Genomic DNA, 10974 nt, shown 5'->3' on the forward strand with positions numbered 1-10974 from the left:
TCCGCCGTCGATCGCGGCAGGGGTGTGCAGGACGGCCTTGCAAAGCATGGCCTGGCGCTGCCCATGCGCGCCAGTGGCGAAGACAGCCGCGAGGTGACCCAGCAAGTGGTGCGCCAGTTCATGTCTGCGCCGGTCCAGCCTGACGCAATCTTCTGCGCCAATGACCTGATGGCGCTCGCCGCCATGGAAGTGGTGCAGATCGAGTTCGGCAAATCGGTTCCCACTGATATTGGCATTGTCGGTTACGACAACACGCCGCTCTCCGCTTCGACGCTCCATCCGCTCAGCAGCGTGGACCAGAATCTACCCCTCATGGCCGACGAGGCCGTGAGCATGCTGATGGAAAAGATCGCCGGTCGCCCGGTACCCGTCGATCACGTCAACATCACTCCCCAATTGGTGGTTCGCGCCACGACTCGTTGATGCTTCGTCTGTCCACTTGACAGGCCATGCATTTCATTCCTAGGTTCTGCACGCGGGTGCAGAGTCACCCCAATGGTCTTGGGAGGTAATCTTGTCCATTTTCAATAAGGCGGTTCGCACCGCCGCGCTTGCTGCTGTCCTGTCGTCCGTGAGCATGGTCGCCGTCATGGCCGCCGATGTGACGCTGACGCTGATTTCGGCTGAGAATGATGCCGTGGTCGCACCGGTCATCGAGGCATTCGAAGCCTCTCACCCCGGCATCAAGGTCGAACACCAGTCGATCCCGTTTGAGAGCATGAATGCTGCGATCGAAGCCCGTATCGGCGGCGGCGATAGCAGCATCGACGTGCTGTTCGTCGACAGCCCGCGTGTTCCGTCCATGGTGGCCCGTGGTTATCTGAAGTCGCTCGAAGACCTGCGCTCCGAGATCGAGCCGCTGGTCACTCCGGTGGCGCTCGACGCGCTCAGCGTGGATGGCACGATCTACACGCTGCCGCTTTGGACCTCGACGCAGATGATGTTCTATAACAAGGACCTGCTGGATAAGGCTGGCATCCCCCATCCGGGTGCGGATCAGGCCGACCGCCTGACCTATGAGCAGATTCTCGATCTCGGCAGCAAGGCACAGGCCGCTGGCGCCAAGTATGGTTTCGCCTTCGAGCAGATCGACCGCTACTACCAGCTGCAGCCGATCTTTGAATCCATTGGCGGCGGTTCTGGCCTTACCGGCGCAGGCAATCTCACGCCCGATATCACCAATGACAAGTGGGTTGAAGGCGCGACGTTCTACGCCAAGATGTTCGAAGACGGCATTGCGCCTCGCGGCATTCCGGCAGGTCAGGTTCCCCCGCTCTTTGCTTCGGGTGAAGTTGCCTTCCTCGTCGGCGGTCCCTGGAGGCTTGCTGGCTATACCTCGACCGAAGGCCTTAACTTCGGCGTGGCACCGGTTCCCTACTTCGCAAACGGCAAGCCTGTCACTCCGACCGGTTCCTGGGCGCTGGCCGTCAGCCCCCACAGCGCCCACCCCGAAGAAGCCATGGCTCTCGCCAAGTTCATGACGCTCGATCCCCAAGGGGCCTTCAAGACCGTCGAAGCCAACCCAATCCCGCCGGTGAACCTGGAAGCTTTCAAGCTGTATTCCGCCTGGTTCGCCCCGAAGTTCCCCGGTGTCGGCGACGATGCCCAGAAGATCATGGGCTATGAGCTGCGTGACTCCGCCGTGAGCCGCCCGCTCTCGACTGGCTTCGTGGCCTTCGAGGAAGTCATGAACCGTGTCTTTGGTGACCTGCGCAACGGCGCCGACGTGAAGTCGACCCTCGAAGACGCGCAGCGTGAGCTCAACTCGACCCTGGCTCGTATCCAGTAATCACTCAGGCCGGGGAGAAGCGCGTGTCAAAAACCAAGAATATCTATGTTGCATTGGCCTTTCTGGCTCCTGCATTGCTGGCAGTCGTCTGTCTGAGAATTTGGCCAGCGCTTCTCTCCGTCCATGAATCGTTGCTCGCCCCGCGAGCAACGACCTATAGCCTCGAAAACTACATCTATATCTTCGGGGATCCGATCTTTCAGTCCTCGGTCTGGACGACGCTGTTCTTCTCCATCGTGGTCAACCCGCTGCAGATCGCTATTTCTCTGGGATTGGCGATCCTGCTCAACAACAAGCTGCCCGGAACCGGGTTCTGGCGCACGCTGGTGCTGTTGCCGGTCGCCATTCCTGCCTCCGTCTCCGCCGTTGTCTGGGCCGCGGCCCTGCGCCCGGACGGGTTGATGAATGCGCTTCTGGGCCTGTTCGGTCTAGGGCCGCAGCCGTTCTTGACCTCGCCGCAACAGGCTCTTGCCTGCATCATTCTCGTCACCAGCTGGATCGGCGTCGGTTATTGGATGACCATCCTGCTGGCTGGCCTGCAGGACATTCCCAAGTCACTTTATGAGGCGGCGCGCATCGATGGCATGAACCGCTGGCAGCAGTTCATCAATGTCACGCTGCCCCAGTTGCGCCGTCCGCTCACCTTCGTGCTCGTCGCCGACACGGTGTCGAACTTCCTTGTCTTCGCGCCGGTGCAGATCCTGACCCGTGGCGGGCCACAGCGCTCGACCAACCTGATCATGCACGAAATCTACAATCGCGCCTTTGCCGCTGGCGACAAGTCCAGCGCCTACGCAGCCACCGTGGTCCTCATCCTCCTGATGCTGACCATCGTCGCCATTCAGTTCCGCATGATGAGCGACAAGGGAGAGTCATGATGGCCAATATCAAGCCGAGCACTGCGCTCCATATCGCCATCGTCGCTGCCACCGGCATCGTCTTTTTCTTGCCGCTCTGGTGGATCTTCGTCAGCGCCTTCCGGCCAGAGGAAGATATCTTCCGCTATCTCAGCCCGCTGGGAATCGAGACCTTTTTGCCCACCCGCTGGACGCTCGATCACTTCGTCACGCTCTTTGAAAGCACCTTCGCCCGCTCGATCTTCAATTCGCTCTTTGTTGCGGTAGCGACGGTATTGGGCGGCCTGCTTGTCTGCACGCTTGCCGCTTTCGCGCTCTCGGTCATCGAATTTCCGGGCCGGAATATCGTCTTCACGATCATGATCGTGAGCTTCCTCATTCCGTTCGACGCCATTGCGTTGCCGCTCTACCAGATCATGCGCGGGGCCGAGCTGCAGAACAGCTATCTGGGCCTTATCCTGCCCGGTCTTGGTAACGGTCTGGCCGTGTTCCTGTTGCGCCAGTTCTTCCTGGGTCTCCCCAAGGAGCTGCGCGAGGCGGCCATGGTCGATGGCATGGGCTGGTTTCAGGTGTTTTGGCGCATCTACCTGCCCCTGTCGGGCCCGGCCATGATCAGCGCTGGCCTGATCATGTTCATCTTCCAGTGGCAGGCCTATCTCTGGCCGCTGCTGATCGCGCCCGCTACCGAGTACAAGGTGGCTGCCGTGTCCATCGCCCAGTTCAATAGCGCTTATGGCGTCGCCTTCGGCCCGATCATGGCCGGCGCCATGTGCATCTCGCTGATCCCGATGATCATCCTCGTGTTCTTCCAACCCTATTTTTCCAACTCGGTCGCCTCGACCGGCAGCAAGGAATAGTCATGTCTGCGTTCACCAAATCCCCTGCGCCGCAACTCTCGGTCGAAGCACGCCTCGCGCTCCTCGCGCCGCGCGCCGGAAAACTCCGTGTGGTGCTCGACACCGACACCTACAATGAGATCGACGATCAGTTCGCCCTGGTGCAGCTGATCCTTTCGCCCGAGCGCATTAACCTCGAAGCCATCTATGCTGCGCCCTTTTTCAACGATCGCTCGTCCGGCCCGGGCGAGGGCATGGAACTGAGCTACAATGAAATTCTCGAGCTGCTGAAGCGTCTCAATGTCAGCCCGGACGGGCTCGTCCATCGCGGCGTGACCGAGTATGTGGGCTTCGACAAGGTGGCTCGCGACGCCCCCGCAGTCGATGACCTGATCGCGCGCGCCCGCTCGGCCTCACCCGCCGATCCGCTCTATGTCGTCGCCATCGGGGCCATCAGCAATGTGGCTTCGGCATTGCTCAAAGCCCCCGATATCATCGATCGCACGGTCGTGGTCTGGCTCGGCGGCCATGCGCTCGAATGGCCGCACCAGGTCGAATTCAACCTCAAGCAGGATGTCGGCGGCGTTCAGGTGCTCTTCGACAGCGGCGTGCCGCTGGTTCTGGTGCCCTGCATGGGCGTTACCTCGCACCTGCACAGCACGGTTCCGGAGATCGAGAAATACATCGAACCCTGCGGGTCGATCGGCGCCTTCCTCTCCATGCGGTTCAAAGAATATTCCGACAATCACGTCGGCTGGGCCAAGGAAATCTGGGACATGGCCGCCGTCGCCTGGCTGCTTGATGAAAGCTGGACCCCGAGCGTTGTCACCCATACTCCGATCATGACCGACAACGTGACCTATTCGAGCGATCTCGGCCGTCACCTGATGCGCTACGTGACCTTCGTTGATCGTAATCCGATCCTCCAGGACTTCATCGTCAAGCTCCAGGCTTTTGCGGCGCGTCAGTAGTTTTTCGGCTCGCCTTATTTCTCTCGGGCCACGCTGCGGCGTGGCTCGAATGCGTTTGATACCTATTCAAGGACGTCTCCATGAGCCTCTCCCTCAATGGCCAGGTCGCCGCCATCACAGGTGCAGCGTCCGGCATCGGTTTTGCCTGCGCCAAATCGCTGGTGGCGGCCGGTGCATCGGTAGCCCTGGTTGATCGCGATGCGCCGGCGCTCGACGCGGCGTGCGCGGAACTGGGCGGCAATGCCTTCGCGGTCGATATCGATCTGCTCGATCCGGCCAGTGTTGGCACCATGCTGCCGCGTATTCTGGAGCGTTTCGGCCAGCTCGACATTTTTCACGCCAATGCAGGCGCCTATATTGGCGGCCCAATCGTGGAAGGCGATCCGGACCAGTGGGATCGGATGCTCAACCTCAATATCAATGCCGCGTTCCGCTCCATTCATGCGGTGCTGCCCTATATGGTCGAGCGCCAGACGGGCGACATCGTGATGACGAGTTCGATTGCCGGCATCGTGCCCGTGGCATGGGAGCCGATCTACACCGCCTCGAAATTCGCCGTGCAGGCGTTCGTGCACACTGTTCGGCGCCAGGTGGCCCCCTCTGGCATCCGTGTCGGTGCAGTTTGCCCCGGCCCGGTGCGCACGGCCCTCATTGCCGACTGGCCTCAGGCTAAACTGGATGCGGCTCTGGCCGCCGGCGACCTGATGGAAGCCGAAGACGTTGCCGACGCCGTGCTTTTCATGCTCTCGCGCCGACGCAACGTGACAATTCGCGATCTCGTCATCCTGCCGCAGCGAAACGATCTCTGACATGAGCGAACAGTATTTTATCGGCGTCGATGTCGGCACCGCGAGCGCGCGCGCCGGGGTATTCGATCGGGGCGGGGCCATGTTGGCTGCGGCGAGCGACCCGATAAGTCTGTTCATCGAACCGGGCGATCGGGCGGAAAGTTCGAGCACCGACATCTGGCGCGCCGTGTGCAAGGTCGTTAAAGCGGCCGTGCGCGAGGCCGGCATTGCCCCCGAACGTGTTGCAGGTATCGGCTTTGACGCCACTTGCTCGCTGGTTGTGCTGGGGCAGGGCGGGACGCCAATCTCTGTCAGCGACACTGGCGCGGACGAACGCGACATTATTGTCTGGATGGATCATCGGGCTCTCGATCAGGCAGCGCGTATCAATGCAGGCGGCCACGCGGTCCTCGACTATGTCGGCGGAAGCATTTCGCCCGAAATGCAGACGCCGAAATTATTGTGGCTTGCCGAAAACAAGCCCGAGGCCTTTGCTCGCGCCTGGCAATTTTTCGACCTTCCCGACTTTCTGACGTGGAAAGCGACGGGTAGCCTTGCGCGCTCCTCCTGCACGCTGACCTGCAAGTGGACCTATCTGGCCCATGAAAAGCGCTGGGACGCGTCGTATTTCCAGGCAGTCGGCCTTGGCGCACTGGCCGAAGAAGGTTTTATCCGGATTGGCACCGAAGTGCTCGCGCCCGGCACGGCGCTGGGCGAGGGGCTGACTGCAGAAGCCGCCGGCGAGCTTGGTCTCAGGCCTGGCACCGCCGTTGGCAGCGCCCTCATCGATGCCCACGCTGGCGGAATCGGCACCATCGGGGCGAGCGACGGGCCTGGTGAGATCACTGACCGCATGGCCTATGTTTTTGGCACGTCGGCCTGTACCATGGCCTCCGCCACGGAGGCGCGCCTGGTTTCGGGCATATGGGGACCCTATTTTGACGCCATGGTTCCGGGCCTCTGGCTCAGTGAAGGTGGTCAATCCGCAGCAGGGGCCGCGCTCGATCATCTGGTGACTCTCCATCCGGCAAGTGCAGCTGCCGGCGCAAGGGCCAAGGCTGCAGGACTGTCGCTTCCAGCCTATCTTGCGGAACACGCCGAGGCGTCCCTGCCGGGTCTGTCGGAAGTCGCCGGGCTGGCGCGCGGGCTTCATATCGTCCCCGAATTTCTCGGCAACCGTGCTCCCAACGCCAATCCCCTGGCCAAGGCCATTATGTCCGGACTGGGTATGGATCGGTCCGAGGCAAGCCTTGTGAACCTCTACGTGGCAGGACTGCTGGGTCTTGGCTATGGCCTGCGGCAGATACTCGATGTCTCCGATGCGGCCGGTCTCCAGATCCAGTCGATCTATATCAGCGGCGGCGCAGGCCGGTCCAAGCTGGTGCGGCAATTGCTGGCGGACGCCTCGGGGCTACCGGTCGCCGTGACTGCGGCCGGTGAGCCGGTCCTGCTGGGTGCGGCCATGCGCGGCGCCACGGCCAGCCAAGCCTTTGCTTCGCCGCGTGATGCCATGTCGGCAATGTCGAAAACGCAGGAAATTGTTGCGCCCAATGAGGACTGGCAGGCGTACCATCAACAGAGATACCTGGCCTTTCGGCAACTGCAGTCGCTCGCCGAAGCCATCAGGCAATCCGACGCGGTCTGAGATCCGGTCCCTCACGGATTTCTGGTCGTCGGGTACCGCGCCCGCCGCGCGGTACCCCAATTATTGGTCGGACGAGACGATTACATCGAGTTTGCCGCTACGACGCGGACACCTCCATCGCCCCGATCAGGTCTATTCCGCCGGCTGCACGGCGCTTTTGCTCCGCCCCGACAGGATGACGATGGCCAATCCAGCTGCGGCTACAGCCGCGCTCGCCGCCGACACCGCTTCGAGCCCGAGGCCGGAGGAGATGTGACCGAGGAGGCAAGGCCCGGCGCTGCCGCCGCCACCTGCATGACCTTGGTCTGCACCGGCGGCACGATACCGAACGTCGCAATGCCGAACAGGAAGAGGCCGATAGCGGCGCCTAGTTCAGTGCTCAGCAGATAGGGAAGAATAATGAGGACAGCCGTGATGGCGGCCAGGAAAAGCTTGATGCTGCCATCCAGAGACCACGCTGCGAGCCGACCACCAAGATTGTTGCCGACGGTAAAGCCCAGGCCAATCAGAACGAGTCCTATCGTCACGAAGGTGGGCGAGGCTCCGGTGATCGTTTCGAGCATGGGCACGACGTAGGTGTAGAGCGTGAACATTGCGCCCGCGCCGAGCACCGTCGTCAGCATGGCCAGCAGCACCGGCCCGCGGGTGATGACGGCCATCTCCTTGCCAATATCGGGCTGCTGCGCGGCTTCTCCGCGCGGGAGGGCGAAAAACAGGGCAAGCATGGTCAGAAGCCCAAGGCCGGCCGTTGCGCCAAACGCCATGCGCCATCCGATCTGCTGGCCTATCCAGGTGGCGGCAGGCACCCCGCCGATATTCGCGATGGTCAGGCCCATGAACATGGTAGCGATCGCCGCAGCCTGCTTTTCCTTGGGAACCAGGCTAGCGGCCACCATCGAACCCAAGCCGAAGAAGGCCCCGTGATTAAGGCTCGTTACGAGGCGCGACGCGAGCAGGGTCCAGTAGTCCGGCGCCAGGGCGGACAGGATGTTGCCGAGGGTGAATATCGCCATCAGCGTGATCAGTGCTGTCCGCGTCCGTACCCTGCCGAACAGCAGCGTCATGATCGGGGCGCCAAGCATGACGCCGATGGCATAGGCGCTGACCAGCAGGCCGGCCGTTGGGATGTCGACACCAATACCCGTCGCGATCGTCGGCAATAACCCCATCGGGGCGAATTCGGTGGTGCCGATGCCAAATGCGCCTACGGCAAGCGCGATCAAAGGCCACTGCATGGTGATGTTTCCTTGGCGTCGTCCATCGGCGTCTGCGCCGCGGACAAGGGTTGAGCCAGCTATATGGCACTGCATAATGGGCGCGATAACCGCCTGACGATGACCATCAGCCGTGAATAAAATTCATAAGTAAGCCGAAATTCTATAGCTTTCCGACGAACATGGAGGCGCCAATGGATAACCGCATGGGCGAAGTGCAGGTCTTTCTGCGCGTGGTCGACACAGGCAGCTTTTCCGAAGCGGCCCGGCAGACCCGCACGACTCCATCTACAGTCAGCAAATTGATTGCCCGGATAGAATCCAGGCTCGGTGTGCGCCTCATCGAGCGCTCGACACGCCGGCTTTCGCTCACCGAAGAGGGGCGTCTTTTCTATGAGCGGGGCAGGGCGATGGTGGAGGCGTTCGACAGCTTCGAACGCGAACTGACAATGGGTGCTTCGAGCACCGGTGGCACGGTGCGTGTCAGCACTTCTGTAGGCATAGGTGTGCATGGCCTCGAGCCACTGCTGCCCGAGTTCTGGAAAGAGTACCCCAATATCGTCATCGATCTGTCCCTATCGGACGAAGTCGTGGATCTCTATCTCGACCGGACGGACGTGGCCCTGCGGGTTGGGCCGCTCGCCGATTCCACGCTGACGGCACGACGAATCGGTGCTGTAAAAAGACGGATCGTCGGAACGCCTGATTACTTCGCGCATCACGGCGTCCCAACTTCGCTCGAAGATTTGAGCCGGCACAATTGCCTGGGCTTTAATTTCCGGCGGGCCGGCCCCATCTGGCCGGTGGGCGATCGGGGGCGGGTGGCAGACCGGCAGATTGCAGGAACCTTGCTTGCCAATAACGGTGAAACGGTGCGCCGGATGGTTCTTGCGGGCGTAGGGATTGCCCGCCTGGGGGACATCCATTTGCGCGACGACCTAGCGACAGGCCGGCTGGTCGAGGTCATGCCCGATTTCGGCGATGGCGATCTCGACGAAATTCACGCTCTATATCTGGGCGGAAAACTGGTCCCGCACCGGATCAGGCTATTTCTCGACTTCATCGTCCCCCGCCTTCAGGCAAGGCTCGCAGCATAGCCGTGGCACGACCGCCAATCAGGCGCAGCAAAGAGACGAGCGAGGTCCCTTTGGGGGGCTGCACTGAGTAAACGGCTGGGTTGAGAGAAATTGGCTGGGGAACCTGGATTCGAACCAAGATTGACGGAGTCAGAGTCCGCTGTTCTACCGTTGAACTATTCCCCAGCACAGCCTGCTGGCTAGGCCGCTCTGGCGAAGCAGGGCTTCAGTGCGGCGCGGGGTCTCATTAGACAAAGCAGAAGAGGATTGCAAGCGGGGATGGAGCAAGTTTGCCCAACCAATGTGTGCATTGCGCTTGTGGCCCCATTCAAGTACCGTCTTTTCAACAACGCAACACCAAAGCTGCGCCTTGGGCGCGGCCGGAAAAACCGGCCAGCGACCGCACAGCGTCAGGAGAATCAAGTGACCGATTCGAATCGGTCCGCTGCCTTGTCGGTCGCCCGGACCGGCACGGCGCTCCGCACGCCTCCCGGCCAGGACCGGAAGGCAAGGGGTACGGCTGCGCCACATCAGGCGGAGTCGCGGACGAGCCACGCGCCTCGGCGCGCACGCGGCCCGCTCTATGCGGCGCTCGATCTTGGCACCAATAATTGCCGCCTGCTGATCGCCCGCCCACACGAACATGGATTTCGCGTTCTCGATGGCTTTACGCGCATCGTCAGGCTCGGCGAGGGCGTCTCGGTAACCGGGCGCCTCGGCGAAGCGGCTATGGAACGCACCATGGAAGCGCTGAAACAGTGCCGCAACAAGCTGCGCGACCATCAGCCCACCCGCATGCGCCTTATTGCCACCGAAGCCTGCCGTGCCGCTGAAAACGGTCCGGAGTTTCTTAGACGGGTCAAGGATGAGCTCGGGCTCGAACTCGAAATCGTCGATCGTCGCACCGAGGCTGAGCTGGCCGTTACCGGTTGCGCCGATCTCATCGAAGAAAATGCGCAGGGCGCCTTGATGTTCGATATCGGCGGCGGCTCCTCCGAACTCGCCTGGCTCGATTTTCGCGGCGGCCGCCCGCGTTCGCAGGGGCGCATGTCGGCCTCGATTCGCTCCTGGCAATCGCTGCCGGTCGGCGTCGTTTCGATCGCCGAGCGTTTTGGCGGGGTCGACGTTACCCCGGAAGTCTTCGAAGCCATGGTCAGCTTCGTCTCCGAACATCTCAAGCAGTTCCGCGGTCGCGAAAAGCTCCGGCAGATGATCGCAGCACATCCCGTGCATCTGATCGGCACGTCGGGTACGGTGACGACGCTGGCTGGCTTGCATCTCGGGCTCGAGCGTTATGAGCGCCAGAAGGTCGATGGCCTCTGGCTCAAGAGCGGGCAGATCGACGATATTCTGCGCGTGCTGCTCAACATGCCCTTCGAGCGCCGCGTGGCGCATCCCTGCATCGGCCGGGATCGTGCCGATCTCGTGCTGCCCGGCTGCGCCATTTTCGAAGCCATTCGGCGCGAATGGCCGACCGAGCGTGTGCGCGTGGCCGATCGTGGTCTGCGCGAAGGTATCCTGATTTCCCTGATGGATGCAGATAAGGTTCACAAGCGGCCGAGCCGCCCCAAGCGGAGAAACGCAAATGGTGGATAAAGCCCTCGGCACCGGTGGCCGGAAATCCGACCGGGACCTGAAAATCCGGCTCAAGACGGCCAAGGGGCGGACGACCTCGTCCACCAAGTGGCTGCAGCGCCAGCTCAACGATCCCTACGTGGCTCGCGCCCGTTCGGAAGGCTATCGCTCGCGCGCGGCTTTCAAGATCAAGGAAATCGACGACAAGCATAAGCTCTTCAGG

9 protein-coding genes, 1 tRNA gene and 2 pseudogenes are annotated in these 10974 nt (G+C 61.7%); 10 read left to right on the plus strand and 2 right to left on the minus strand.

Annotated elements, in window-relative coordinates:
* The 7 genes from J0I64_RS20970 to J0I64_RS21000 all read left to right on the plus strand — a co-directional run.
* Positions 1-423: substrate-binding domain-containing protein (locus J0I64_RS20970; protein ID WP_291411952.1), on the plus strand; the 423-nt coding region annotated here is incomplete at its 5' end.
* A gap of 91 nt (positions 424-514) precedes the next feature.
* Complete coding sequence (locus J0I64_RS20975) at positions 515-1789, plus strand: sugar ABC transporter substrate-binding protein (protein ID WP_291411954.1); 1275 nt, start codon at positions 515-517, stop codon at positions 1787-1789.
* Between the two features lie 23 nt (positions 1790-1812).
* Positions 1813-2667, plus strand: coding sequence for a carbohydrate ABC transporter permease (locus J0I64_RS20980; RefSeq protein ID WP_291411956.1), 855 nt, complete (start codon positions 1813-1815; stop codon positions 2665-2667).
* Entirely contained in the window at positions 2667-3503 is an 837-nt protein-coding gene (locus J0I64_RS20985; RefSeq protein ID WP_291411958.1) for a carbohydrate ABC transporter permease, read from the plus strand. Before J0I64_RS20980 ends, J0I64_RS20985 begins: the two co-directional genes overlap by 1 nt.
* A gap of 2 nt (positions 3504-3505) precedes the next feature.
* Positions 3506-4453 (plus strand): nucleoside hydrolase, encoded by a 948-nt coding sequence (locus J0I64_RS20990; RefSeq protein ID WP_291411960.1) that lies wholly within the window; start codon positions 3506-3508, stop codon positions 4451-4453.
* Positions 4454-4533: 80 nt separating this feature from the next.
* A complete protein-coding gene (locus J0I64_RS20995) occupies positions 4534-5262 on the plus strand; it encodes an SDR family oxidoreductase (RefSeq protein WP_291411962.1) in 729 nt (242 codons plus the stop codon).
* 1 nt (position 5263) lies between these two features.
* Positions 5264-6886 (plus strand): FGGY-family carbohydrate kinase, encoded by a 1623-nt coding sequence (locus J0I64_RS21000; RefSeq protein ID WP_291411964.1) that lies wholly within the window; start codon positions 5264-5266, stop codon positions 6884-6886.
* Positions 6887-7018: 132 nt separating this feature from the next.
* Here J0I64_RS21000 and J0I64_RS21005 read toward each other — a convergent pair.
* Positions 7019-8121, minus strand: a pseudogene (locus J0I64_RS21005) (MFS transporter).
* Between the two features lie 173 nt (positions 8122-8294).
* On the opposite strand from J0I64_RS21005, the gene J0I64_RS21010 reads away from it, so the two are divergent.
* Positions 8295-9197 carry a LysR family transcriptional regulator gene (locus tag J0I64_RS21010; RefSeq protein ID WP_291411966.1) on the plus strand — a complete coding sequence of 301 codons (903 nt, stop codon included), beginning with the start codon at positions 8295-8297 and terminating at the stop codon, positions 9195-9197.
* A gap of 91 nt (positions 9198-9288) precedes the next feature.
* Here the strand turns inward: J0I64_RS21010 and J0I64_RS21015 are convergent.
* Positions 9289-9362 (minus strand) — tRNA-Gln (locus J0I64_RS21015).
* A gap of 237 nt (positions 9363-9599) precedes the next feature.
* Here J0I64_RS21015 and J0I64_RS21020 point away from each other — a divergent pair.
* Together J0I64_RS21020 and J0I64_RS21025 are read left to right on the plus strand one after the other, a co-directional pair.
* Complete coding sequence (locus J0I64_RS21020) at positions 9600-10772, plus strand: Ppx/GppA phosphatase family protein (RefSeq protein WP_291411968.1); 1173 nt, start codon at positions 9600-9602, stop codon at positions 10770-10772.
* A pseudogene (locus J0I64_RS21025) lies at positions 10762-10974 on the plus strand (23S rRNA methyltransferase); the annotation flags it as partial. The gene J0I64_RS21020 and the pseudogene J0I64_RS21025, both read left to right, overlap by 11 nt.

Origin of the sequence: Devosia sp. (assembly GCF_017307565.1) — a bacterium.
Taxonomy (GTDB): domain Bacteria; phylum Pseudomonadota; class Alphaproteobacteria; order Rhizobiales; family Devosiaceae; genus Devosia.